The 25140-nt window shown below is 62.3% G+C and carries 26 protein-coding genes; 12 read left to right on the forward strand and 14 right to left on the reverse strand.

The genetic code is table 11. From position 1 onward, the window contains the following. Nucleotides 1-86: 86 nt before the first annotated feature. Nucleotides 87-1283 carry a CmlA/FloR family chloramphenicol efflux MFS transporter gene (gene cml / locus NKH52_RS32915; protein WP_352736410.1) on the reverse strand — a complete coding sequence of 399 codons (1197 nt, stop codon included), beginning with the start codon at nucleotides 1281-1283 and terminating at the stop codon, nucleotides 87-89. 233 nt (nucleotides 1284-1516) lie between these two features. Next, nucleotides 1517-2920 (reverse strand): aminotransferase-like domain-containing protein, encoded by a 1404-nt coding sequence (locus NKH52_RS32920; RefSeq protein ID WP_352736412.1) that lies wholly within the window; start codon nucleotides 2918-2920, stop codon nucleotides 1517-1519. 104 nt (nucleotides 2921-3024) lie between these two features. Here NKH52_RS32920 and NKH52_RS32925 point away from each other — a divergent pair, with 104 nt between their 5' ends. Continuing rightward, nucleotides 3025-3915, forward strand: a complete 891-nt coding sequence (locus NKH52_RS32925; protein WP_023812234.1) for a DMT family transporter — start codon at nucleotides 3025-3027, stop codon at nucleotides 3913-3915. 18 nt (nucleotides 3916-3933) lie between these two features. On the opposite strand, the gene NKH52_RS32930 is transcribed toward NKH52_RS32925, so the two are convergent. Continuing rightward, entirely contained in the window at nucleotides 3934-4974 is a 1041-nt protein-coding gene (locus NKH52_RS32930; RefSeq protein WP_127291613.1) for a zinc-dependent alcohol dehydrogenase family protein, read from the reverse strand. A 97-nt stretch (nucleotides 4975-5071) separates the two neighbouring features. Then, on the reverse strand, nucleotides 5072-5533 hold the full coding sequence (locus NKH52_RS32935) for a winged helix-turn-helix transcriptional regulator (protein ID WP_127291610.1): 462 nt from the start codon (nucleotides 5531-5533) through the stop codon (nucleotides 5072-5074). 98 nt (nucleotides 5534-5631) lie between these two features. Here NKH52_RS32935 and NKH52_RS32940 point away from each other — a divergent pair, with 98 nt between their 5' ends. Further along, complete coding sequence (locus NKH52_RS32940; protein ID WP_352736415.1) at nucleotides 5632-6873, forward strand: MFS transporter; 1242 nt, start codon at nucleotides 5632-5634, stop codon at nucleotides 6871-6873. Between the two features lie 2 nt (nucleotides 6874-6875). Here the strand turns inward: NKH52_RS32940 and NKH52_RS32945 are convergent, their stop codons facing one another. From NKH52_RS32945 to NKH52_RS32955, 3 genes are read right to left on the reverse strand one after another with little or no spacing between them, the layout of a single operon-like run. Next, nucleotides 6876-7349: a DUF4262 domain-containing protein gene (locus NKH52_RS32945; protein ID WP_352736417.1), complete on the reverse strand. Its 474-nt coding sequence runs from the start codon at nucleotides 7347-7349 to the stop codon at nucleotides 6876-6878. Then, nucleotides 7339-7989, reverse strand: coding sequence for a maleylacetoacetate isomerase (gene maiA / locus NKH52_RS32950; RefSeq protein WP_352736419.1), 651 nt, complete (start codon nucleotides 7987-7989; stop codon nucleotides 7339-7341). Before maiA ends, NKH52_RS32945 begins: the two co-directional genes overlap by 11 nt. 4 nt (nucleotides 7990-7993) lie before the next feature. Beyond that, nucleotides 7994-8689, reverse strand: coding sequence for a fumarylacetoacetate hydrolase family protein (locus NKH52_RS32955; RefSeq protein ID WP_352736421.1), 696 nt, complete (start codon nucleotides 8687-8689; stop codon nucleotides 7994-7996). A 176-nt stretch (nucleotides 8690-8865) separates the two neighbouring features. Here NKH52_RS32955 and NKH52_RS32960 point away from each other — a divergent pair, with 176 nt between their 5' ends. After that, nucleotides 8866-9549: a response regulator gene (locus tag NKH52_RS32960; RefSeq protein WP_023812226.1), complete on the forward strand. Its 684-nt coding sequence runs from the start codon at nucleotides 8866-8868 to the stop codon at nucleotides 9547-9549. Between the two features lie 34 nt (nucleotides 9550-9583). On the opposite strand, the gene NKH52_RS32965 is transcribed toward NKH52_RS32960, so the two are convergent. Both NKH52_RS32965 and NKH52_RS32970 read right to left on the reverse strand, forming a co-directional pair. Further along, entirely contained in the window at nucleotides 9584-10924 is a 1341-nt protein-coding gene (locus tag NKH52_RS32965; RefSeq protein ID WP_352736423.1) for a hybrid sensor histidine kinase/response regulator, read from the reverse strand. 14 nt (nucleotides 10925-10938) lie between these two features. Continuing rightward, the gene (locus NKH52_RS32970) at nucleotides 10939-12123 is read right to left on the reverse strand and encodes an FIST N-terminal domain-containing protein (RefSeq protein WP_352736425.1); all 1185 of its coding nucleotides are present in this window, start codon (nucleotides 12121-12123) and stop codon (nucleotides 10939-10941) included. 263 nt (nucleotides 12124-12386) lie between these two features. Here NKH52_RS32970 and NKH52_RS32975 point away from each other — a divergent pair, with 263 nt between their 5' ends. From NKH52_RS32975 to NKH52_RS35560, 6 genes are all read left to right on the forward strand, one after another. Beyond that, nucleotides 12387-12884: a (2Fe-2S)-binding protein gene (locus NKH52_RS32975; protein ID WP_127291588.1), complete on the forward strand. Its 498-nt coding sequence runs from the start codon at nucleotides 12387-12389 to the stop codon at nucleotides 12882-12884. 124 nt (nucleotides 12885-13008) lie between these two features. Then, nucleotides 13009-15357, forward strand: coding sequence for a xanthine dehydrogenase family protein molybdopterin-binding subunit (locus NKH52_RS32980; protein ID WP_352736427.1), 2349 nt, complete (start codon nucleotides 13009-13011; stop codon nucleotides 15355-15357). A gap of 90 nt (nucleotides 15358-15447) precedes the next feature. Continuing rightward, on the forward strand, nucleotides 15448-16245 hold the full coding sequence (locus NKH52_RS32985) for an FAD binding domain-containing protein (protein ID WP_352736429.1): 798 nt from the start codon (nucleotides 15448-15450) through the stop codon (nucleotides 16243-16245). Between the two features lie 272 nt (nucleotides 16246-16517). Continuing rightward, a complete protein-coding gene (locus NKH52_RS32990) occupies nucleotides 16518-17540 on the forward strand; it encodes an acyltransferase family protein (RefSeq protein ID WP_352736431.1) in 1023 nt (340 codons plus the stop codon). Between the two features lie 247 nt (nucleotides 17541-17787). Continuing rightward, a complete protein-coding gene (locus NKH52_RS32995; RefSeq protein ID WP_352736433.1) occupies nucleotides 17788-19167 on the forward strand; it encodes an L-lactate MFS transporter in 1380 nt (459 codons plus the stop codon). Between the two features lie 109 nt (nucleotides 19168-19276). Then, complete coding sequence (locus NKH52_RS35560) at nucleotides 19277-19393, forward strand: MFS transporter small subunit (RefSeq protein ID WP_502906405.1); 117 nt, start codon at nucleotides 19277-19279, stop codon at nucleotides 19391-19393. A 28-nt stretch (nucleotides 19394-19421) separates the two neighbouring features. Here the strand turns inward: NKH52_RS35560 and NKH52_RS33000 are convergent, their stop codons facing one another. From NKH52_RS33000 to NKH52_RS33010, 3 genes are all read right to left on the reverse strand, one after another. Further along, nucleotides 19422-19919 (reverse strand): GNAT family N-acetyltransferase, encoded by a 498-nt coding sequence (locus NKH52_RS33000; protein WP_352736435.1) that lies wholly within the window; start codon nucleotides 19917-19919, stop codon nucleotides 19422-19424. Continuing rightward, nucleotides 19916-20674, reverse strand: a complete 759-nt coding sequence (locus NKH52_RS33005; RefSeq protein ID WP_352736437.1) for a copper homeostasis protein CutC — start codon at nucleotides 20672-20674, stop codon at nucleotides 19916-19918. Before NKH52_RS33005 ends, NKH52_RS33000 begins: the two co-directional genes overlap by 4 nt. A gap of 98 nt (nucleotides 20675-20772) precedes the next feature. After that, entirely contained in the window at nucleotides 20773-21204 is a 432-nt protein-coding gene (locus NKH52_RS33010; protein ID WP_352736439.1) for a cupin domain-containing protein, read from the reverse strand. 283 nt (nucleotides 21205-21487) lie between these two features. Between NKH52_RS33010 and NKH52_RS33015 the strand changes: the two genes are divergently transcribed. Both NKH52_RS33015 and NKH52_RS33020 read left to right on the forward strand, forming a co-directional pair. Continuing rightward, nucleotides 21488-21976 carry an Hsp20 family protein gene (locus NKH52_RS33015; RefSeq protein WP_352629391.1) on the forward strand — a complete coding sequence of 163 codons (489 nt, stop codon included), beginning with the start codon at nucleotides 21488-21490 and terminating at the stop codon, nucleotides 21974-21976. A 568-nt stretch (nucleotides 21977-22544) separates the two neighbouring features. Next, nucleotides 22545-22844: a DUF982 domain-containing protein gene (locus tag NKH52_RS33020; RefSeq protein ID WP_352736441.1), complete on the forward strand. Its 300-nt coding sequence runs from the start codon at nucleotides 22545-22547 to the stop codon at nucleotides 22842-22844. 840 nt (nucleotides 22845-23684) lie between these two features. On the opposite strand, the gene NKH52_RS33025 is transcribed toward NKH52_RS33020, so the two are convergent. Both NKH52_RS33025 and NKH52_RS33030 read right to left on the reverse strand, forming a co-directional pair. Then, nucleotides 23685-23933: a hypothetical protein gene (locus NKH52_RS33025; protein ID WP_352736442.1), complete on the reverse strand. Its 249-nt coding sequence runs from the start codon at nucleotides 23931-23933 to the stop codon at nucleotides 23685-23687. Nucleotides 23934-24384: 451 nt separating this feature from the next. Further along, entirely contained in the window at nucleotides 24385-24633 is a 249-nt protein-coding gene (locus tag NKH52_RS33030; protein ID WP_352736444.1) for a hypothetical protein, read from the reverse strand. A gap of 109 nt (nucleotides 24634-24742) precedes the next feature. Between NKH52_RS33030 and NKH52_RS33035 the strand changes: the two genes are divergently transcribed. Beyond that, complete coding sequence (locus NKH52_RS33035) at nucleotides 24743-25060, forward strand: hypothetical protein (RefSeq protein WP_352629399.1); 318 nt, start codon at nucleotides 24743-24745, stop codon at nucleotides 25058-25060. Nucleotides 25061-25140: the final 80 nt, after the last annotated feature.

Raw genomic sequence — 25140 nt, forward strand, 5'->3', positions numbered from 1 at the left:
ATCGGTGACGTTGAACATCACCAGCCTGCCATGACCGCCCTCTCTCAGCGAATTTGCAGAACTCTCAGCACACTACCCTGGCCCGTTTATTCGGTTTGGCGTTTCCGCAAATATCTCAGCGCGCCTAGTGTGAGCGTCGCCATGACCGAACAGTAGCCCACCAATGGCCACGCCGTGTCTCCGCCGAGCACGATGACGAACAGCGTGCCGAGGGTGCCGACGACAAGGCTCTGGATGCAGAAGTAGAGCGCGACGGCGGTTCCCGCGACATCGCCGAAGGCCTCGAGTGCGCCGTTCGCGGTGACCGAAACAGTGAAGACGATGCCCACGGCAATGATCCACATCGGGCCGACGAATGTCTCGAAGGACGGCGCCGCGAACAGTTGCCCGGCCGCCAGCAGAGCCGCGCCGAGCAGCAACATCGCCATGCCTCTGATAGCACTGCCCGCGATGCCCCAACGTGCAATGAACTTTTTGGCGAAGCGGGTGGTCACGATCATCACCAGCGCCGCGGTGGCGAAGGCCAGGCCGAAACCGAGCTGTGAAAAGCCGGCGCGGTCCATGAGCACCCGGGGCGCCGTCGAAAAGAACACGAAGAAGGCGCCCATGGCGGCACTGAAGCCGAGCGTATACGCCCAGAAGGCGAAGCTGGAGAGAATGGGACGAAACGCCATTCGCCTGTCGTTGCCATTGGTGGGCCGTGTTTCATGCCATCTCGGCCATGCGTTGAGGGTGGCGGCTACCGCCAGACCGCCGAGCGTCAGGAAGATCGCGCGCCAGCCGAGATTGTCGGCGATCAATGCACCGGCAACCGGCCCCAACGCCGGCACGAAGGCCAGCATAGAACTGAACAGGCCGTAGATGACGGCACTTTCAGGCCTCTGCGCATAGACGTCGCGAACCGTTGCAAAGGTCGCAACGAGAACGGCGGATGCACCGATGGCCTGCAGGACCCGCAAGGCGACGAACACCATGGCCAGCGAGGTGCAGGCGAGCAGGGCGGAAGCGCCTGCAAATAAAAGAGCGCCGCCGATCAGCACCGGACGCCTGCCGATCCTGTCGGAAATCGGGCCGAAGACGATTTGGCCGAGCCCAAGACAGATCATGTAGAGGCTCAGCGTCAACTGGATGACATCAGGCGATGTCTTGAGGATTCCCGGCATCGCCGGGACGATCGGGAGGTAGATATCCATGGCCAGCGAGGCCAGGATGTCGAAGGGCGCCATCAGCACCATGGCTGCTGGCAGGGAAGTGGTCCATGTCGGGTTTTTTGGACAAGGCATGATTGAACATCCGCTCAAATGGCTACATTTGGCGGCGATCTGCCGTTCTCACTGAAGATGGGAAATGACGGGCCGCCGCAACAACGAACTGCTGTTGCGGCCTACTTGTCTGCTGACTTGCTGGTTCCCATAAACGCTATCCGGAAAATGATGGCGCAGACATTCTCTCGAGTGCGCTTGTGGTTCCCTAGCAGTCGAAGGTTGCACAGGCAACAGGGTCCGCTTGATGCGCGTCAACGCGCCATCGCAGCCTCGAGCACCTTGAAAATCCGCTCGTCCGTGCATTGGGCGACGTTGAAGCGCAGGAAGCGGCTGGCCGTTCCGGACAGGCTGAATGCGTTGCCGGGCGCCAGCACGATGTTGTCGGCCAAAGCGCGGCGGGCCACTTCAGCCGCATCGACGCCATCCGGCAGGCTGCACCACAGGAACAGGCCGGCCGGCTGGTCGATCCAGGGTGAGATGCCGATCGCCTTCAGACGAACGCTGGTCTCGCCCATGGCGCGGGCAAGCTTCGCGCGCAGCAAATCCATATGCTTGCGGTAGCTGCCGTCCTTGAGCAGCGTCAGCACCAGTTCGGCCGCGAGCCGGCCGCCGCCGAAGGTGGTGGCGATCTTGAGGTCGGTCAGGGGCTCGATCCAGTCGCGCGGTGCAGCGATGAAGCCGCAGCGAACCGACGCCGAAAGCGTTTTGGAGAAGCTGCCGATGTGGACAACGCGGTTGAGACCATCGAACGCCGCCAGCCTGGGGGCGGGCGCATGTTCGAAATCGGCGAAGATGTCGTCTTCGACGATGGTCAGATCCGATTGGTCGGCGAGCTTGAGCAGCCGATGGGCGGTGACTGGCGACAGCACCGCGCCGGTCGGGTTGTGGATGGCGGAATTGGTGATGTAGAGGCGCGGCCGATGCTCGGCCAGCGCCTGCGCGAACAGATCGATATCCGGCCCCGACGGCGTGTAGGGAACGCTGACGACCTTGGCCCTGTGGGCGCGCAACAGAGCGTGGAAGTTGAAGTAGCAGGGGTCGTCGACCAGCACGGCGTCGCCGGGCTCGATCAGGAACCGGCACAACAGGTCGATGGCCTGCGTGCCTGATTCCGTCAGCATGATCTGCTCGGGAGAGGCCTCGATGCCGTGCCCGGCCATACGCCGCGCCAGCAATTGCCGTAGCGGTGGCAGGCCGAGCGGCGTGCCGTAATCGGCCAGTGCGACATCGTCGGCACGCGCTACCGTGCGCAGTGCCCGGCGCAGACCTGCCTGCGGCATCCACGAGGCCGGCAGCCAGCCGCAGCCGGGTTTCAGCATGTCGTCGCCGGCCTCCAGGGACTGGCGTGAGATCCAGAGTGGATCGACCGCGCGGTCGAGGCGGGGACCAATCTCGGCCAGCGACAGCGGCGCCAGCGATCCGGCGGCATAGAATCCGGAGCCCGGCCGCGAGCGGATCGCGCCTTCGGCGGCGAGCCGCTCATAGGCTTCGACCACGGTGGATTTGGACACTCGCATGGATTTGGCAAAGGCGCGGATCGACGGCAATTGCGCTCCCGGCGTCAGGCTGCGCGCCGCGATCCGCTGGCGGATCGTCGCCATGACACCTTCGACCAGCGTACCACTGCTCTCGCTTCCTGTGGTCTGTTTGTCCATCCGTACTGCTCTTCTAAGCATAACAGTTGTGTATAATTGTACCGCATTGTCTCTGGCGATACTACCGGCTCCGCGCGATACGGAGCCGACAAACGGAGCATACGATGGACAAGACCGCGAGTGGCTGGATGAATGGATTCATCGGCGTGTTGATCTTCAGCGGCTCGCTGCCGGCAACGCGCGTGGCGGTCAGGGATTTCGATCCGACATTCCTGACCTCGGCCCGGGCGGCGATTGCCGGACTGCTTGGCCTGGCGCTGCTGCTCCTGTTTCGGCAAAAGCGTCCGGAGCGCGGCGATCTGCTGTCGCTGGTGATCGTCGCGCTTGGCGTGGTGGTCGGCTTTCCCTTGCTGACCGCGCTGGCGCTGAAGCACGTCACCACGGCCCATTCCATCATCTTCGTCGGCCTGCTGCCGCTGGCCACTGCGATCTTCGGCGTGCTGCGCGGCGGCGATCGGCCGCGCCCGGCGTTCTGGCTGTTTTCATGCATCGGCAGCGCGCTGGTCGCGGGTTTTGCCCTGACGCAGGGCGTGACGGCCTCGCCGGTGGGTGATGGTTTGATGCTGGCTGCCATCATCGCCTGCGGTCTGGGCTATGCCGAGGGTGCCGCGCTGTCACGCAAGCTTGGCGGCTGGCAAGTGATCTGCTGGGCGCTGGTGCTGTCGCTGCCGATCATGCTGGTGCTGACGCTGATGACCATGCCGCCGTCGTTCGACGGCGTCGGCGTCAGTGCGTGGATCGGGCTTGCCTATGTCTCGCTGTTCAGCATGCTGATCGGCTTCGTGTTCTGGTATCGCGGGCTGGCGCAAGGCGGCATCGCCGCGGTCGGGCAGTTGCAGCTGCTGCAGCCCTTTTTCGGCCTCGCACTGGCAGCGACGCTGCTGCACGAGCAGGTCAGCCCGCTGATGGTGGTCGTCACGCTTGGCGTCGTGCTTTGCGTCGTCGGGGCCAAGCGATTCGCGAAGCAGGAATTGCCACGACGCGCGATCGCCTGACGACGGTGCCGTCCTCGCCTAAAACTTCGTCACCACCCCAATGCCGATGCCCTCGAAGCCGCCCATCGCCATCAGGGCCGCGGGCGCCTCGTCGAGGCTGATCCTCTTGCCGACCAGCAGTTCGGGCTTCAGCTTGCCGTTGCGGATCATGTCCATCATCGCCTGGTAGCGGTAGGCCTGCATGCCGTGGCTGCCGAGGATTTCGAGTTCGAAGGCGATCACCTTGTCCATCGGCACCTGCGGCCGGGCATGCTCGCCCAGCATCAGGCCGACCTGCACATGGCGGCCGCGCCGGCGCAGATTGGATATCGAATTGAACGAGGTGGTGGGGTGGCCGAGCGCGTCCATCGACATGTGCGCGCCGCCATTGGTGATCTGCTTGACCGCCTTGACCACGTTCGGTGTCGTAGATGCATTGATGGTGGCGACGGCGCCGATCTTTTTGGCGAAATCCAGTTTCTCGTCGGTGAGATCGATGGCGATGACATTGGCGCCCATTGAACTGGCGATCATGATAGCCGACAGGCCGACGCCGCCGCAGCCATGCACCGCGACCCATTCGCCCGGCTTCACCCGACCCTGGTCGACGATGGCTCGAAACGAGGTGACGAAGCGGCAGCCGAGGCTGGCGGCGGTGGCGAATTCCATCTCGTCGGGCAAGCGCACCAGGTTGGTGTCGGCGTGTTCGATGGCGACATATTCGGCAAACGAGCCCCAGCCGGTGAAGCCAGGCTGTGTCTGGTGTTCGCAGACCTGGTGATTGCCCGAATTGCACTCGAAGCAGCGGCCGCAGCCGACGGCGAACGGCACGGTGACGCGCTCGCCGGCTTTCCAGCGGGTGACCTGCTTGCCGGCGGCAACAACGACGCCGGCCAGCTCGTGGCCCGGCACATGCGGCAGCGTGATGCCGTCGTCATGACCCATCCAGCCATGCCAGTCGCTGCGGCACAGACCGGTCGCCTCGACCTTGATGACGACGCCATCAGCTGCCGGCTTCGGATCAGGAACGGTCTGGATCGTCGGCGCTTCGCCGAATTTCTCGAAGACGACGGCTTTCATCGGTCACTCCACGCTGCTGTGCTGCGGGAAACGATAGCCGATTCCCTGTCCGGTCAAGCGGAAATCGATTCCGCCAGACATGGCAGGGCGCAGGCGCCTATCCGGTTTCCCGGGTGCGAAAGTCGGCAAGCCGGGTCTCGCCGGGGGCAAGTCGCCGCCCGTCCTCGGCATGAACTTCCAGGCGCTTGATCGGCCGTCCGGCGAGCGTGTCGACCATGAAGGTGTAGGGCTCGCCCGGTCCGGCGAAATAGGTCTCGCCCCATTGCCGCAGGGCAACCAGGACATAGAACAGGCCGCGTCCCTTTTGCGTCAGCACATATTCATGATGTGCGCTGCCGTCGGGCGCCGGGACCGTTTCGAGGATGCCATGCGCGACAAGATTGCGCAGCCGCGACGACAGGATGTTCTTGGCGACGCCGAGGCTCTTCTGGAATTCGCCGAAGCGCCGCAAGCCGTCGAAGGCATCACGCACGATGAGCAGCGACCACCAGTCGCCGATCGCGTCCAGTGGTCGCGCTATGAGGCAATCCGCTTCGTGGTGGCTCGTTCGTTTCACCATGGCAGTCGTTGGTCCAATGCTCTGATTTCGGTTGCAACATAAAACTGTTCCGCCTATCCAGCAAGAGGTTTCAATTTGAAACCTTTGTGGAGAGCGACATGAACATGCAGGTGGCGAACAGCGGTGCAACAAGCCTCGAGCATTCCGATGGGCCGCATCGGGTGGCGCTGCCGCCTACGGGATTGTCACGATTGACCGCGCTGATCTTCGCCATCGCCTGCGGCCTGAGCGTCGCCAATATCTATTTCGCTCATCCGCTGCTCGACGCCATAGCGCATGATTTTGCTATCGCGCCGGCCTCGGTCGGCATCGTGGTGACGGTCACGCAGATCGGCTATGGGCTCGGCCTGTTCTTCATCGTGCCGCTGGGCGACCTGTTCGATCGTCGCAAGCTGATTGCCGGGCAGGCGATTCTGTCTGCCGTGGCGCTGGTGGCGGTCGGGGTCGCGCCCAACGCGGCGATGCTGCTGGCGAGCCTGGCGGTGGTCGGGCTGCTTGCGGTGGTGGTGCAGGTGCTGGTCGCCTTCGCTGCCGACCTCGCTGTAGCATCGGAGCGGGGGCGGGCGGTCGGCACCGTCACCAGCGGCGTCATCCTGGGCATCCTGCTTGCCCGCTTCGCTTCGGGGATCGTCGCCGATTTCGCCGGCTGGCGCTGGGTTTATCTTGTCTCGGCCATGTTGACGCTCGTCATGGCGATGGTTCTCTACCTGATCTTGCCGCGCCACGAGGCGGAGCGGCCACGCACATCCTATCCACGCCTGCTCGCTTCGGTGCTGCTGCTGTTCGCGCAGGAGCCGCTGCTGCGCGTGCGGGCGGTGCTGGCCATGCTGATCTTCGCCAGCTTCAACGTGCTGTGGGCGCCGCTGGTGCTGCCGTTGAGCGTCGCGCCATTTTCACTTTCGCATACCGAGATCGGGCTTTTCGGCCTTGCCGGCGTCGCCGGCGCGCTCGGTGCGCGCTGGACCGGCGGCCTCGTCGATCGTGGATGCAGCCAGTTGGTCACCGGCCTCAGCCTGCTGCTGATGATGGCGGCCTGGCTGCCGATCGCCTTCATGGGCATGTCTCTGTGGTTGCTCGTCGCCGGCATAGTCATGCTGGATCTGGCGATCCAGGCCGTCCACGTCACCAACCAGAGCCTGATCTTCGCCCGGCGCCCGGATGCGCGCAGCCGACTGGTTGGCGGCTACATGATCTTCTACTCGGTCGGCAGCGCCCTGGGCTCCATCGCTTCGACCATGGCTTATGGTGCAATGGGCTGGAATGGCGTCTGTGTGCTTGGCGCCGGCATCGGCCTGTTGGCGCTGCTGTTCTGGGCGTTGACGCTGCGCGTCGGCAGATAGGCCTATGGCGACGGCGCGGTGTCGAGAAGCGGCTGCCAGGCTCGGAACCAGTCGCTCGCCTCGGCCTGCCATGGCCAGATGCCGTCCACAGTGGGATAGATCAGCTGGAGAACACCGAAATCCAGGCCGTCGTAGAACCAGAGGTCCCAGCCGAAATGCTCGCGATAGTGTTCGATATGAACGGCGCCGAATTGACAGTCGAAACCTTCGATAAAACCGGACGATCGCTGCCCTGGTTGGAAAACCTCGCCGGAGCGGACGCGGCTGCAATACTCGTTGATGATGAACTGGGAGATTTCCGGCTTCAGGCCGATGACGATGAGTTCCGGCGCCTTGAAGTTGTGCTCTATTCCAACCGAATAGGTGAAAGGCGGATCGTCGCCTTCCTCCAGCACATGCAAGATGTGGCAGCCATAAGCCTCTATATCGGCCAGCGCCTTGGCTTCACCTGGGTCGGTTGCTTTTCTACTCGGCATCGATCTGGTTCTGGGGCGCGGCTTTCTGGAAGGCCGGCAGCGCCATGCAGGCGGCATTGATGCGCGCGATCGTCGGGTAGGGGATCAAGTCGACGCCGAAGCGGGCGTTGCTGGCAATCTGCGCGGCGAGGCAGATGTCGGCCAGGCCCGGTGCATCGCCATGGCAGAATGTGCCCGTCTCCGGCGACGACGCCATAATCTTTTCAAGCGGCTGAAAGCCCTCGTTCACCCAATGGCGGAACCAGTTGGTGATGTCTTCGTCGCCGGCGCCGAACAGCGTGCGCAGCGAGGTCAGCACGCGCAGATTGTTCACCGGGTGGATGTCGCAGGCGATCATCTGCGCCAGCATTCTCACGCGTGCCCGGCCCGCCAGGTCCTTCGGCAGCAGCGGTGGTTCCGGGCTGGTCTCGTCGAGGAATTCGATGATCGCCAGCGATTGCGTCAGCAACGTGCCGTCGCCGAGCACCAGCGCTGGCACCAACCCTTGCGGATTCACCGCGAGATAGGCTGGTTCCAGATGTTCGCCATGGCGCAGATGATGCGGGACATAGTCGTAGCTCAGCCCCTTCATCTCCAGCGCGATCCGCACCCGGTAGGAGGTGGAGGAGCGGTAGTAGTTGTGCAGGACGAGTTCGCTCATGGCCTCACTTCGGCTGGCCGATGGTCACTTCGATGGTCCCGATGCCGTCGACGCCGCCGGTCATCGTGTCGCCGGGGCCAACCGCGCCGACGCCTGCCGGCGTACCGGTGAAGATCAGGTCGCCGGGCTCGAGCTCCATCGCCTCGCTGCAGATCGACACGATATCCGATATCGGCCAGATCAGTTCAGCGAGGTCGGCATCCTGCCTGACCTTGCCGTTGACGGCGAGCCAGATGCGGCCCTTCCGTGGGTGGCCGGATTTCGCCGCGGGGATCAGCGGGCCGCAAGGCGCGGAGCGGTCGAAGGCCTTCGACCAGTCCCACGGACGGGCGGCCTTCTTGGCCTCGTCCTGCAGATCGCGGCGGGTGAGGTCGATGCCGACACCATAGCCCCAGACATGGTCCAGCGCCTTGTCGCGGGGAATGCGGAAGCCGGCTTTGCCGATCGCAGCCACCAGTTCGATCTCGTGGTGCAGATCGGCCGTCAGCGGCGGGTAGGGGATAGCGGTGCCGGAATCGACCACCGCGTCGGCCGGCTTGGTGAAGAAGAAGGGCGGATCACGCTCGTCATTGCCGAATTCGCGGGCGTGTGCGGCGTAGTTGCGGCCGACGCAGTAGATACGGCGCACCGCGAAACGATCGGACGAGCCCGCAATGGCCACCGATGCGGTTGCGGGCAAGGGAAGGACGAATTCTGTCATGCGGGTCTCTGCTTGGTTGCCGGAACATTCGATCGATTTGGGGGCCTGGACAAGGCGATTTGGTCGAGAAAGTGCCGGCGGCACTTTCCGCCGGAGATGGCGATATACTATTTGGCAATAATCTGGCCATGCTGACGAGGCTATTCTAATCGCCCACGAACTGAAAATGAACCCCTATGACCGCAACCCACGATCGCGCCCGGTTCCTGATCATCGACGATCACCCGCTGTTTCGCGAGGCGCTGCACAGCGCCGTGCAGATGGCCTACCCGGAAGTCGACACCGTGGAGGCGCGCTCGATCACCGAGGCGCTGGACCTTCTGGCCGGCGCCAAGCCGTTCGATCTCGCGCTGCTCGACCTCAACATGCCCGACGTGCATGGCTTTGAAGGCCTGCTGCAGCTCCGGACCCGCTATCCGCGCCTGCCGGTGGTCATCGTCTCGGGCTATGAGGAGCCGAAGATCATTTCCGAGGCACTGTCCTATGGTGTCGCCGGCTTCATCCCGAAATCGGCGCGCAAGAGCGACCTCGCCGCCGCCATACGCTCGGTGATGGAAGGCGCGATCTATGTGCCGGAAACTTATGAAGGCCGCACACCCGACGCCGAAAGCGTCGACCGCGCCGACATGGTTCAGCGCCTATCGACGCTGACGCCGCAGCAACTGCGCGTGCTGCAGATGCTGCGCCAGGGCCTGCTCAACAAGCAGATCGCCTACGAGCTGCAGGTGGGAGAGACCACCGTGAAAGCGCATGTCTCGGAGATATTGCGCAAGCTCAATGTCTATAGCCGCACGCAGGCGGTGATCGAGGTTTCGAAGCTGGACAATGCCGAGCTGTTTCGCGATCAGGCGGGGTTTTGAGCTTAACCCTCCCCCTCAAGGGAAGGGTATGAAGCTAAGCCAGCAAATGTGCCAGCAGCGCCCTTAGCTGTGCCGGCTTCAGCGGCTTGCGCATCAGTTCGATGCCGCCGGAGCGGGCGGCTTTGGCGACCGCTTCCGAACTGTCGGCGGTGACGATCAGCGCCGGCACGGCGCGGCCGAGATAGTCGCGGACTTCGGCGATGGTCGTGGTGCCGAGATCGCCGCCGTCGAGATGCTGGTCGGCAATGACGATGTCGGGGACCCAGTCGGTGTCGCCAAGCATGTCGAGCGCATCGTCGGTCGAGGTCGCGGCCCGCACCAGGCATTGCCAGCGTTCGAGCAGGAAGGTCATGGCCTGCAGCACTTCGATATCGTTTTCGACCAGCAGCACCTTGGTGCCGAACAGGCCATAGCCGCGCGGCCGTTCCATGTCGGTAACGCTGGCGATGGCATCGGCTGGCGCACCGATGCCGACGGGAACATCGATGTGGAAGATCGTGCCGCGTCCGACTTTCGACGAGAATGTCACGGGATGACCGAGCGCGCTGGCCATGCGGCGCACGATGGCAAGCCCGAGCCCGAGACCGCCACCGTCCAGTTCGGCATTGGCCGGCGAGGTGCCGCGATGGAACTCCTCGAACACCGCCTCGCGCTGGTCGTCGGGAATGCCGCAGCCCGTATCGGCGACGTCGATGCGGATGGTGTCGCCGCGATGTCTGGTGCCGACAAGCACGCCGCCCGAGCGTGTATAGCCCAGCGCGTTGGAAAGAATGTTCTGCAGGATGCGGCGCAGCAGCGTGCGGTCAGAGCGGACCACCGCATGGACCGGCCGGAATTTCAGCGACAGGCCTTTCATCTCCGCCACCGGCAGGAAATCCGAGCGAAGCGACGAGAACAGCGCCTCCAGGCTGACATCGTTTATGTCGGGCTGCACCACGCCGGCATCGAGCTTGGAGATGTCGAGCAGGGTTCGCAGCAGGTCCTCCATCGTCTCCAGCGAGCGCTCGACCTGCCGCACCAGTTTCTTGCCCTCGTCACTGGTCTGAACTTCGGCGAGCGCCGAAACCGAGAGATGGGCCGCGTTCAGCGGCTGCAGCACGTCGTGGCTGGCAGCGGCGAGGAAACGGGTTTTCGACAGGTTCGCCAGTTCGGCGTTTTCCTTGGCGGCGCTGAGGTCGATGTTCGACTGCTCCAGCCTCCGTAAGGTCGAGTGAAGTTCCTCGGTACGTGTGCGCACCCGGTTTTCCAGCGAAATCGCGGTCTGGAACAGCGAAAAGGCGTTGCCTTGCTGGTCCATCGAGCGCTCGACGCGGCTGACCAGTGCCGCGTTGATCTTCTTCAGCTTTTCAAGATCGTTTATGTCCCTCAGCGGCATCTTGTTGCGCCGTCCTATTCCGCCGCCTGGCGCTCGCCGAAGGCGATGCCGGTAAAAGTCTGATTCAGATGCATCGACCGGTACTGTTCGCCATAGGTGCCGAAGCCGATGACATTGTTGACCCGGTAGAGTTCCGAGATCTCACGAAACACCTGCCGATTGCGCGCGTCCAGCCGGCGCAGCACGCAGTCGAAGCCGAGGATCATGTCGATGCCGCCAAGCCTCTCCTCGACATCGCGCAGGGCGGCGCGCGTCGATTCGACCATGTCCTTGGGTTGGGCGATCGACAGCACGACGCCATCGTCTATGGCGCAGAAGAACGACAGCGAACCGTCGGCATGCATCTTCTGGATCGATCGGCAATAATATTGGCCGCCCACCTTCACCACCACGGGATGCGAGGCGAAGCTCAGTGGCGTCAGCATCTGCGCGACGATGCCGACGGACGCGGCATATTCCTGCGCCGCATTGGTGGCGTTGAATTCGCGCACGATGCGGTGATCGGGATCGGAAGCCGTCACCACCAGTTTTTCATCGGTGGGAACGAAGTTGTCGGTCTTGAAGACATGGAAGGGAATTTCGGTCGATATCAGCACGATGATGGCGCTGTCGGAGGTGACCTTGCCGTTCGAGATCAGGCGCGTCGTCTCGAATTTCAGATCGTCGCCGGCGGAGCCGCCAAGCAGCGGTATGTCATCGAGGCCCCAGTGGATGGCTGAACTCACCGCTTCTTCGGCATAAGAGAGCCCGTCGATGAAGCAGAGCGCGAAAGTGCCTTTGGTCCGATCGCAACCGAGGCGCGCGCGCAGCGATCGCCGCAGGGTCTCCACCTCGCCGGTGATCCTGTCCATACCCGACGAGGACAGATTTTCGACCATCACGCTAACGGCGGAGAACGCGGTGGACGGAAGCAGCATGGCCAGCACATGACCATCCTCAAGACCTTGCGGCGTGATCTCGCCGGCAGTCGAACAGCCGGCGTGGTGGAGCGCCGGTGCGTGGGTCATGAGCGCCTGGGAAAGGGCGCTGGCTTCGACCAGGCTCTGGGAAAAGAACAGCAGGGCAAAGCCTGCGTCGATGGCGGCCGCTTCCAGTGCGATCGCCTTGGCGAACGCCTCCATGTCGGGCTCGTCCGTGGTGAGCGCCGACAGGCCGCATGCATAGCGCGTCTGTGAATTGGCCAGCGATGTTCTCCGCATTTCCTCCGACGCTTTTTTTGTGCGCGGGTGTTTTTAAATGCTTCTGGCGCGGGCGTCGACCGACATTGTTGCCTTCAATCGGCGGTTTGGCAATGGGGCCACCGGCACCGCATGTTTGGGCGCGGCCATGACCGAAAGTACAATGTTCCGCGTTTGCGACGTGCTGTTTTTTGTCCGATGTGCGGTGTACGAATAATGCACCACCGAAGCGCGAATACCGCGTCGGCAGCGTGGATACCAAGGTTGATACCCAGGGAGGGACCATGTCGGACGTTTCGTTGATGGTGAACGGAAAGCGGGTCAGCGGTGCTGCCGAGGACCGAACGCTTCTGGTTCACTTCCTGCGGGAAAATCTCGGTCTTACCGGCACACATGTCGGTTGCGACACCTCGCAATGCGGTGCCTGCGTCGTCCATGTCGACGGCAAGGCGGTCAAATCCTGTACAATGCTCGCGGTGCAGGCCTCCGGCTCCACCGTGTTGACGATCGAGGGCCTGGCCAATGGCGCCGACCTGCATCCGGTGCAGGCTGCCTTCAAGGAACATCACGGGCTGCAATGCGGCTTCTGCACGCCCGGCATGATCATGACGGCGACCGACATGATCAGCCGCCACCCCGAAGGGCTCGACGAGGCGACGGTGCGTGCCGAGCTCGACGGCAACATCTGCCGCTGCACCGGCTACCACAACATCGTCAAGGCGATTCTCGCCGCATCGATGACGATGAAGGGGTCGAAGGGTAAGGCGAAACAAGCTGCTTAAGGCAAGGGAATAAGGGAGTAGGGCAGTAGGGGAGTAGGGCAAAAAGGCCAACGCAACGAGGCCTCTTTTTCCCTACTCCCTTACCCCTACTGCCCTACTCCCATAAATTCCGGAGGAATTTCTGATGGGCATTGAAGGTGTTGGCGCTCGGGTCGCGCGCAAGGAAGACAAACGGTTCATCACGGGCGCCGGCCGCTATGTCGACGACATGGTGGTTCCCGGGATGAAGCACGCCGCCTTCGTGCGCAGTCCGCACGCGCATGCGCAGATCAAGAAGATCGATGTGAAGAAGGCTCAAGGCATGCCCGGCGTCATCGGCGTGCTGACCGGCAAGGAACTCAAGGCCGACGGCATCGGCAATCTCATCTGCGGCTGGATGATCCACTCCAAGGACGGTTCGCCCATGAAGATGGGGGCGTGGTCGCCACTCGCCTTCGACCGGGTCCGTTATGTCGGCGACGCCGTCGTCATCGTCGTCGCCGAGACCAAGGGGCAGGCGCGCGACGCCGCAGAGGCGGTCGAGATCACCTACAAGGAGTTGAAGGCCGTCGTCGATGCCTCCAAGGCGATGGACAAGGGTGCGCCGCAGATCCACCCCGAAGCGGACAACAATCTGATCTTCGACTGGGACATCGGCAATGCCGACGACACCGCGGCGGCCTTCGGGAAGGCGGCCCATGTCGTCAAGATGGACATCATCAACAACCGGCTGGTGCCCAACGCCATGGAGCCGCGCGCCGCACTTGGCCATTACGACAAGGCCGAGGATCACTATACCTGCTGGACGACCTCGCAGAATCCGCATGTGGCGCGGCTGGTGATGAGCGCCTTCTACAATGTCGCGCCGGAAAACAAGCTGCGCGTGATCGCGCCCGATGTCGGCGGCGGCTTCGGCTCGAAGATCTACATCTATCCCGAAGAGATCGTCTGCCTGTGGGCGTCAAAGAAGACCGGCGTGCCGGTCAAATGGGTGGCCGATCGGACCGAAAGTTTTCTGACCGACGCGCATGGCCGCGACCATCACACCCATGCTGAAATGGCCTTCGACAAGGACCACAGGATCCTCGGCCTGAAGGTGGAAACCCAAGCCAATCTTGGCGCCTATATGTCGCTGTTTTCATCGGCGACGCCGACCTATCTCTATGCGACGCTGCTGTCGGGCCAGTACAACATCCCGGCCATCCACGCCAATGTGAAGGCGATATACACCAACACCGCGCCCGTCGATGCCTATCGCGGGGCAGGGCGGCCGGAAGCGACCTTCGTCATGGAGCGCATGATGGAGACGGCGGCCCGCCAGTTCGGCGTTTCGCCGGCTGAGCTGCGGCGCAAGAACTTCGTCACCTCGTTTCCGCATCAGACGCCGGTCATCATGTGCTATGACGCCGGCGACTATGCCGCTTCGCTCGATGCGGCAATGCAGGCGTCGGATTATGCCGGCTTCGCCAAGCGCAAGGCCGCCGCCGCCAACAAGGGGTTGCTGCGCGGCATCGGCATGAGCTGCTACATCGAGGCCTGCGGCATCGCGCCGTCTGCGGCCGTCGGCTCGCTCGGCGCCGGTGTCGGCCTTTGGGAATCGGCGGAAGTGCGCGTCAACGCGGTCGGCACGATCGAGGTGCTGACCGGCTCTCACAGCCACGGCCAGGGCCATGAGACGACCTTCGCGCAACTGGTCAATGAGCGCTTCGGCGTGCCGCTCGATTCGGTCTCGATCGTGCATGGCGACACCGACAAGGTGCAGATGGGCATGGGCACCTATGGCTCGCGCTCGGGTGCGGTCGGCATGTCAGCCATCGTCAAGGCGCTCGACAAGGTCGAGGCCAAGGCCAAGAAGATCGCGGCGCACCTGCTCGAGGCCGACGAAGGCGACATCATTATCGAGAACGGCGCGCTGAAGGTGGCCGGCACCGACAAGAACGTGCCGTGGTTCCAGATGGCGCTGGCCGCCTACACTGCCCACAACCTGCCGGGCGGCATGGAGCCCGGGCTCAAGGAGACGGCGTTCTACGATCCGTCGAATTTCACCTTCCCGGCGGGCTGCTATATCTGCGAGGTCGAGGTCGACCCGGAAACCGGCGTCACCGAGATCGTCCAGTTCGTCGCCGCCGACGATTTCGGCAACATCATCAACCCGATGATCGTCGAGGGCCAGGTGCATGGCGGGCTGGCGCAAGGCATTGGCCAGGCACTGCTCGAAGGCGCCTATTACGACAACAGCGGACAATTGCTGACCGCGAGCTACATGGATTACACCATGCCGCGCGCCGGCGATCTGCCGTCGTTCAAGGTCTCGACCTCGAACACGCCTTGCCCGGGCAATCCGTTGGGGATCAAGGGCTGCGGCGAGGCCGGCGCCATCGGCTCACCGCCGGCGGTGATCAACGCCATCACCGATGCCATCGGCAGCAACGATCTTGCCATGCCGGCTTCGCCGTCCACCGTGTGGGCCGCGATCCGCGCGACGAAACATTGAACGCGAATGGCGAATAGGGAGTAGCGAATAGGGGGAGAACGCGATGTTCGCTACTTCCTGTTCGCTCTTTCACCCAGGGGAGAAAGACAAATGTACGCAGTCAACTATCACCGCGCCGCCTCGGTCGCCGATGCCGCCAAGCTGATCAAGACCGGCGACGCCAAGCTGCTTTCGGGCGGTATGACGCTGATCCCGGCGATGAAGACGCGGCTTGCCGCGCCGTCCGACCTTGTCGACCTGTCGCGGATCACGGAGCTGCAGGGCGTCACGGTGTCGGGCGAGACCGTCGCCATCGGCGCCGCCACCACGCATCACGCTGTTGCCAATGACGAGAAGCTGAAGAAGGTCTGTCCGGCGCTTTCTCATCTGGCATCGCTGATCGGCGATCCGGCGGTGCGCCACAAGGGGACGATCGGCGGCTCGATCGCCAACAACGATCCGGCGGCCGATTATCCGGCGGCGCTGCTGGCGCTGGGCGCCACCATCATCACCAACAAGCGCCAGATATCAGCCGACAAATTCTTCAAAGGCCTGTTCGAAACGTCGTTGAAGGATGGCGAAATCGTCACCGCCGTCACCTTCACCGCGCCGGCCAAGGCGGCCTATGAAAAATTCCGCAATCCGGCATCGCGCTACGCCATCGTCGGCGTGTTCGTGGCCAAGGGCAAGGATGGCGTCAGCGTCGCCGTCACCGGTGCCGGCGACGACGGCGTTTTTCGTTCGAAGGAGATCGAGGCCGCATTAGCCGGGAACTTCGCGGCCTCGGCACTCGAAGGGGTGAAAGTGCCGGCGAAGAATTTGATGACCGACATCCATGCCTCGGCCGACTATCGCGCCAATCTGATCGCGGTGATGGCCAAGCGCGCGGTGGCTGCCGCCAACGCCTGATACGGTCAGTTGTGAACACGGGAGAAGGGGTCATGCGGCCCCTTTTCCTTTGGGACGACCTGTAATTGTCCAAACTTTTGATGGATCGCCCCCCGCACCAATCGTTTACCTGAGCAATTTCTTCCGCCGACACTTCACCTGGAACCGCACCGGCGGCAATCTCGCACTTGCACAAATCCATATTGCACTGCAATATGGATTTGGGCGGGAATGCGAGATGGGTTCGAAATGTACCGTCGTACCCTTCGCATACCTATTGCGAGAGGATCGGCATGACCGACATTTCCGCGACGCATGTCGTTCCGTCCCGATCCGCCGCCGACAGATCAACCAGAACAAGACTGGCCTATCTCGACGGCTGGCGCGGGCTTTCGATCGCGCTGGTGCTGATCGGCCATTTCTTTCCGGTTCCGGGAATAAATCTTGGCGTGCTGGGCGTCGAATTCTTCTTCGTGCTCAGCGGCCGGCTGATGGGCGAGATCCTGTTCATCGAACGCTACCCGCTGAAAAAATTCTTCAAACGCCGCTTCTCCCGCATCTATCCGGCTCTTCTGGTCTTCGTAGTCGTCGCGATGATCGCGCTGTCCGGCACGTTCATCGCCTTCAAATGGAAGGCGGCGCTGACGGCGCTGACATTCACCTACAATTACGCCGGCATTCTCGTGGCGCGGGCAGGGGCGCTCGACCATATCTGGTCGCTCTGCATCGAGGAGCACGCCTACATCATCCTGGCGCTGATCAGCGTCATCGTCTCAAGTCGCTCTCGCGTCGTCGTGCTGCTCCTTGCGCTGGCCTTGCTGGCCATGGCCAATGGCGCGGTTTCGTACTGGGTCTTCGGGATGGACTACGAAACCACTTATTGGCGCACCGACGTGCACATCGCGTCGATCCTGCTGTCGGCTTCGATCTGCCTGCTCAAGGCCGACGGCAGGCTGCCGGCGTTTTTGAGAGGCAAGCATGTGGCCCTGGTGGCAACGATCTGCGCCGTTGTCCTGTTCCTGGATCAGGTGCCGACGCCGATCCACTATCTCTTCGCGGTGCCGCTGCTGGCTCTGGCCGTCAACGCACTCGATTTCAGCCCACGGTATTTTTCCGGATTGCTGTCCTCCTGGCCGATGGCGACGCTGGGCCTGTGGTCGTACTCGCTCTATCTGTGGCAGCAGCCGTTCTACAAATTCGTCGATGAACAAGGCAGCTCGCCGATCCCGATGCTGGCCGGCGTTTTTGCCTGCGCGCTCTGCAGCTACTACCTCATCGAGCGCCCGGCGCGCGAATGGCTCAACCGCAACTGGTGAATGCCGTCGTGCCCGGCCAGATGATCGCGAGTGCAGGTGGAGTGGATCGCGCTTCATAAGCAGACAATCAATTAATTATCTCTAATATAACTTTTGGAAAGCAATGACCTGCTTTCCGATATAGGCCAGTCTCATTAGACATTGGTCTTATGACAGGCATTCCTTATTGCCTCACCGGCTCACCCGCCTAGTTTGTTCGCAGGACACATCTGAGAAGATGGTTCGAAGACGCATCTGGGAGGATGGAATGGACACGACCGGGGAGAGGGCGGGCGGCTGGCTCGACCGCTCACGTACCGTCGCCGAGCCTGGCTTCAGCAGGTGGATGGTGCCGCCAGCAGCGCTCTGCATACACCTTTGCATCGGCCAGGCCTATGCGTTCAGCGTTTTCAACCTGCCGATGTCGAAGCTGATCGGCATCACCGACTCGGCGCCCGACGACTGGAAGCTGACCGGCCTTGGCTGGATTTTCTCGATCGCGATCCTGTTCCTGGGCATTGCGGCGGCGTTCGGCGGCGGCTGGCTGGATCGTGTCGGGCCGCGCAAAGCCATGGTCGCTTCCGCCTGCTGTTTCGGTGGCGGCTTCATTGTCTCGGCGCTCGGCGTCTATCTGCACCAGTTGTGGATCATCTATCTCGGCTACGGCGTGCTGGGCGGCATCGGTCTCGGCCTCGGCTACATCTCGCCGGTCAAGACGCTGATCACCTGGTTTCCGGACCGGCCGGGCATGGCAACCGGCATGGCGATCATGGGCTTCGGCGGCGGCGCCTTCATCGCCTCGCCGCTGTCGGTTTATCTGATGAAGCTGTTTTCGACGCCTGAGCATATCGGCGTCGCTGAAACCTTCCTCGTGCTGGGCATCGTCTATTTCGTCTTCATGCTGATTGGGGCTGTTATCGTCAGGGTGCCGCCGGAAGGCTGGCGGCCCGCCGGATGGACGCCGCCGGCGGCACAGGATGCGATGGTGACGACGTCCAATGTCCATCTCGACGATGCGTTGAAGACGCCGCAGTTCTGGCTGCTATGGGGTGTGCTGTGCCTCAACGTGACGGCAGGCATCGGCGTGCTCGGGCAAGCCTCGGCCATGAGCCAGGAGATGTTCCCGGGACGCATCTCGCCGGCCGCTGCCGCCGGTTTCGTCGGCCTGTTGTCGATCTTCAACATGCTCGGCCGCTTCTTCTGGGCCTCGACCAGCGATTATATCGGCCGCAAGACAACCTATGCCATCTTCTTCGCGCTGGGCGTCGTCCTCTATGCGGCGGTGCCTTGGACCGGCCAGACCGGCAGCGTCTTCCTGTTCGTGCTGTTCTACGGGATCATCCTCAGCATGTATGGCGGCGGCTTCGCCACCATTCCCGCCTACCTGCGCGACGTCTTCGGCGTGCGTTACGTCGGCGCCATCCACGGCCGATTGCTGACCGCGTGGTCGGTGGCGGGCGTGCTTGGCCCGGTGCTGGTGAATTATATCAGGCAGTACCAGATCGACAGCGGCGTGGCGAAGGCCGACGCCTACACGGTCACCATGTACATCATGGCCGGCCTGCTGGTTGTCGGCCTCCTGCTCAACCTGATGATGCGGCCGGTCAATGCACGCTTCCACATGAAGACCGAACCAGCGGTGGCTTAGAGCCAGGTCCATCCCGATAGAATCGGGATGGGCTCTATCGTATTGTTTGAGCTTGATCTTTTCCGAAACCGGAGCCCACTTTTCGGGATCATGCTCTGAGGAGACCGACATGGCGCAAGGCAACGGCAATTCAATCAAACTGACGCTGGCCTGGCTGCTGGTCGGCATCCCATTGGTCTGGGGGTTCTGGATGACGCTGGTGAGTGCGACAGCCTTGTTCCAGTAGCCCCGTCTTCAGCTCGATCCGCCTGGCCTCAGACGGAGGTTCGTCTGATGTAATAGCGGACTGCTTTCTTGCCGCCGTGGATGACGGCGTCGCCAGCCTCAGTGAAGCCAAGGGCGGCGTGAAAGGCATCCGAGGCGGGGTTCGGCGGGTCGGTGTTGACTTCGCAGGTGACCAGATTGTAGCCGGCGCGCTCAACGTGGCCGAACAGATCCTGATAGAGGCGGCGGGCATGGCCGCGGCCGCGCGCATGCGCCGCCACGACGACGCGGTCGACATAGACGAACCGCTCATAGCGCTCGCGGAACCACAGGAAATTCGGGCTGTCGTAGCGGGCGTCCTGGTCGAAGGTCATAATGAAGGCTTCGAGATTGCCGATGCGGCGCGCATAGAATGCTTCGCCAAGCAGGAAGGACAGCCCCTCAGCCTCCAGCCACGACAGTTCGGCGGCATGCTCGTTGTTGAGCGCCAGGATCGCCGCTTCGTCTGCGGCCGCTACACGGGCTATCGGGACAGGGGTCGAGGTCATGCCTTGGCCGCCGCGATCGTTGCCGCCACCAGTGGTGTGTCGGTCAGCGTGTTGCGATACTCGCGATCGAGATCGGAGCCACCCATGCCGACATGGGGATTGCGGTAGTCCATGGCACTCGGCACATCCTTGAGGGCGGCAAAATGCATTTCGGACAGGCCGGTTTTGCTACGCACCTCGGCAATGTTGTGCAAATCCAGGCCGCCGCAGCCGAGGATGACGATGCGGTCGCCGGCCTGCCGCACCAGATCCGCCAACAGCGGCAAGCCTTCGATGGCAGTGTCACGCTGGCCGCTGGTCAGCACGCGGCCGACCTTGCTGCGGATCAGCGATTCGAGCGCCTCGGCCGGATCGCGCGTCATGTCGAAGGCGCGATGGCAGGTGACGTTCGAGGGGCCAGCGGCTTGCGTCAGTTCGCTCATGCGCGCCTCGTCCATGGTGCCATCGGCGTTCAGGCAGCCAAACACCACGCCGGCCACGCCGAGTTCGCGCAGTGCCGAGACATCGGCCAGCATCGAGGCGTATTCGGTCTCACTGTAGAGAAAATCGCCGCCGCGCGGCCGCACCATGACGTGAAACGGCACGCTTGCCTGCTCGATGGCGGCGCGGACCGTGCCGAGGCTCGGCGTGATGCCGCCTTCGATGAGGCTGGCGCATAGTTCGACCCGGTCGGCGCCGGCGGCTTGCGCCGCAAGAAGGCCGTCAATGCCTTCGACACAGATTTCGATCAGCGGCAGGCGGAGAGCTTTGGTCAAGGGGCGATCCAGTCCATGATTTCCCGGCCAGCCCTAGCACCGGGCCGGTCGCAGCGAAAGCGCGAACAGCCTTCCGCCTTCGGGCACGAACTTCGCGGTTATTGGCGCAATTCCGTATTCTTGGCGCCTTGCTCGACCTGATCGATCACCAGAAGCTTCACCTCGACATCCCCGATATTGGTGGCCTGATGCCACTGGCCGATCATTTCGATGATGAAATCGCCAGCCTTGTAGGTGTTGCTGTTGCCGGTCTCGACATTGGTGACCTTTAGCGTGCCGGCCTGGACATAGGCATAGCGCGGGAAAGGGTGCCTGTGGACCGGCAAGGTCGCGCCCGGCGCGATGTCGTAGGTCGAGACCAGCACCTGCACGTTCTTCTGCGGCAGCGTGATCGGCTGGCCGGACGCGGTCGTCGTGCGCGACGCAAGAGGGGTCACGACGACAGGCGTGCCTCTGCTGTCCAGCGCGTGGGCCGGGTTCGCGGAAAAGGCCACCGCGAGCAGCAGTCCGGACATCAAAATTTTTCGCATGATTCGCTCCACCCCGCCGCCAACATCGCGCAGTGACCGCCAGCACGCAAGGCAGCGCCTTGGGCATCCGCTTCAGCGGACCTCGTACGGTGTGGCGGAATTCCCCGCCGAAGAGCATGGCTCGCTGGATCTGCCTGCCGGCCAGAAAATTTTTTACGCCCCTCTTGACGGAAAAAAACACGATTACCAGATCGTTTCCGTCGAGGCTTCGGCTCGACATATTGGCGTCGCAGCGGCGCTGCGACAGCCTCGTAACCCATGTTGCTTCACGGAGGATATGGCTATGAGAAGCTTTGATTATACCCCTCTTTACCGCACAACGGTCGGCTTCGACCGTCTCTTCGATATGCTCGAGAAAAGCGGGCGCTCCGACTGGCCTCCCTACAATATCGAGAAGATTGGCGAGAACGACTATCGCATTACGATGGCTATCGCCGGCTTCGCTCTCGATGAGGTCGAACTCATGCAGAACGGCCCCGAATTGTCTGTCATCGGCCAAAGGAAACCCGACCAGGAAAATCGGGAGGTCCTTCATCGCGGCTTGGCGACGGGCAACTTCAAGCAGGTGTTCAAACTTGCCGATCACGTAAAGGTCAAGGCGGCCAACCTCGAGAATGGCTTGCTGTCGGTGGACCTGATCCGCGAAGTGCCCGAGGAACTCAAGCCTCGGCGCATAGAGATAGGATCCGAAGCCAAAGCGGCTTCGCTCGAGCAACCCGACAAGAAGCAGCCGATCGATTGGCATGCGGAGCCTCAACGCGAGGTCGCCTGATTCCCAGGAACCTAAATCTACGGTCCGCCTCCCGGTTCGCCGGGAGGCACAGATCGCGGAGAATGGAGATGAGAACCGAAGCTTACAGTTTTTACCAACCCGAACCGAAAAATCTTGCCGCGGACCCCGCGGGGTTGCGGACGCCAGATGACGTCCTGAACGAGGAGACGATGACAATCGGCGCAAAGCGGGCTTTGCTCGCTTTCTGGGCTTCCGACGTTCATGCGGTTCCTGACAATCCCGCGTTGCGGCAATTGGACAATGGCGCCATCGTGGAAGTCAGCGACATACTTCGCGCCCTCCACCTCCTGGACGAATCCGGGCGGGAACCGCGTATTTCAAAGATGCCGGGCACCGTCAGCCCGTCTTTCGACCGGCGCCGCAGGAAGAGCCGCCTCGGTTGGATGCGGCACCCCTGGCGAGATGACGACGATGATCCGCCGCCAATCCCGGCCATTGCAACGGTACCGCCTGGGCGTGGAGGTGGCGGCATGTTGGCCGAGCCGGAGCATGCAATCGCATGATGACCCGAACCAGCAACAACCCACCGTGCCGAATGGAGGATTAGATGAGTGACAGGACGTTCGACCGACCGGTCCTGGTCAAGAATGGCGAGTTCATTCAAGAAATAGGGTGCCTCGACGACGCCTTTGACTTCTTTGACGAGTGGCCAAGGGAAAGGCGGGGTCCGATTTTCGAAACGGCCTTTCGAGCCTGCCAGCGTGCTTACGACGGCCAGGTTCCGCTGACGGTGGCGCGCGATGCCGTCGCCGGCTTCGCAAGATCCGTCAAGATCCTGCAGGACCCGCTTGCTCAGTTCCCTTGGATGGACGGCACAAGGTCAGGTCGCGGTGGGATTACCGCTTAGCCTTGATAAAAGGGGCGGCGCTACCAGGATGGCTGGGCCTGCATCGTCGTTTTCACATCGCTGCAAGGTGAGCTGCCCTACCAGTTCACCTTGTAGCGGGGCGGCTCGATCTTTTGTTCGAACTCCCTGGTGCGGTTTTTGGCGACTGGCTGGGTCAGTCTCGCAACAGTCAACGCTAATATAGTGTTCGAAGCGTCGCCACAGGAGGTTCAATGGTTTCCGCTATCGCAAGTCAACATCCGCATGTCCCGGAAAAAAACAAACGGCAGTGGGGAAGCCGCAAACCGGGGAAGGATTTTCGCCGGGCCGCAGCGCGGACGCCGTGGGACATCTGGCCAAAATCATGGTTGCCGCAGGCGGCGATATGGATGCTGGCGCGCAAGGCCGCGCGGCATCCAAGATCGCCAGGATGGACATCACGGTTCTGGCCGCACCACGCGCAGAAACACCAGCAGAGTAAAATATGCTCGTTCGGGCGCCTCCGCGCCGTCATCAGCGGCATGCGCGGCTCTCGCAGATTACGCCACCGCTCTCAGCGGAGGCTCCGCCATCGTCCCCAAGCCGTCGCATTCCGTGCAGGCGCTCGTCTTTCCGGGGCAGCCACCCCGATGGGTTCCCTGCGGGCAGCAGTGCCCGTTTGACGCATACCACTTGGAGCAGTCGAAAACCCGGCCGCTGCCATGACAGCGCGGGCATTCCATATTCGATGAAATCATACCAATCTTGCCCAACCCAAACGCACTCGCCCTACGCCGCAAGTAACAGGAATCATTGTGCTTTCAAGCACATTGCCCTGACTTAAATTGGGGGGATCGACGGATGGCCGGCATCGATGGCGAGTTATTGTTGCGCCGTAATTACGTTCCCCGTGAAGACCTTGCTCGCCACAAGCCGCGTTGGACATTGGCCGGCAACAATAGGCTGCGCCGCCTTGTCCCGTTCGTTCTCAATGGTGACGGCGACTGCGTCGCCGAGCTTCGCGTCGGCGGCCTGTGTGGCCGTGGACGCGAAGAGGACCGTCTGGGTGATGAGAGCCGAAAACGCGGCAACCTGGACCAGCACGGCGGCGAGAGCGATCTTCTTGAGCATGCGAAAAAACGCTCTTCAGCGTTCCCGGTTCCCACGCATTCAGGTTTTCTGCTTGCTACGGGGAACAAGGGACCGGCAGTGCTGTTAACTCGATTATGCCAAGCAAGATCAAAGAACCACGATCGAAGCCCGAACCGGACAAAGAAGCCCCGCCTGAGCTTGAACATGTCGACCCGCCACCGCGAGACGTGCGAGAGGCACCGGCACCCAATCCGAACGGCGACAAGAATGGGCGCCCCTTGGACGTCAATGCATGCCCACAAGGCGGGGCAGGTGGCACGCATTCCATGCGGCCATTGCAACATTAAACGCTTCTACAAGCCCTTGGAACTGAGAGAGTTTATCGGAATGTGCCACTGAGCAGGTGCGAGCGAAGGTTCGCTGCGAAAAATGCGGACACAAGGTGCCTTTCATCCAGTCGACCAGGATCCGATTCTGCGGCTGGTCGAGATTAGCTGGGAGAAGCGCATCTGGAAGGATGAATGAAGGTTTGATCAATATCCAGATTCAACCGCGCATTTCGGAAATTGGCCGGCTGCTCGATCGGCCATCGATCTGAAATCGCAGGAAGTGCTGGTGTCGCTGTAACGCCACGGAAAAGTTTTCCGCCGCGCAAGTCCGCTGCCTCACGGCGGCGGGCTTTGCCAACACTGACGCGGAATGTCATTATATTAGCAATAAACGATATATTAACAGCCATGATGCAGCCTTCCACATCACGGGGGAATGGGGAAGGACCTCCTCGTCGACGTTCCATCGCGCGCCCCTTTGCAGTTTGGCGGGACCGTGGACCAATGCGGAGCACACGCATGAGTGTCGGAGCAGCTCTCGAACAATTGCTGCGGTTGATTTATCGACAAGCGATGAAATTGGCAGCGATGCCGGAGGATGAAAGGGATTCACACTACGATTTCATCCGCCTGTCATGTTGCGCAGCCGCCGAGCGGATTGGGCAAAGTCCCGACAAGGCCGCCGTCACGGCAAACGATATGGTTGAGTTTGTTCGCGCACTGGTCGGAATCATTGAGGCAGGCTGCGGATCAGAACGAGGGCGAAGTGACGATCGAGCGGCCGCATCACCGGCACGGCATTTTGGCAGCCGGGAAAGTGGCACTGCGCGCGTCTAGAGCGGGATGAATTTAGGTTGGGCATAGCCTGCCTCTGTGAAGTAATTTCGGCATTCGGTTGACGTGACGGTGCCGAGGAT

The organism is Mesorhizobium sp. M1066 (assembly GCF_040318635.1).
Taxonomy (GTDB): Bacteria; Pseudomonadota; Alphaproteobacteria; order Rhizobiales; family Rhizobiaceae; genus Mesorhizobium.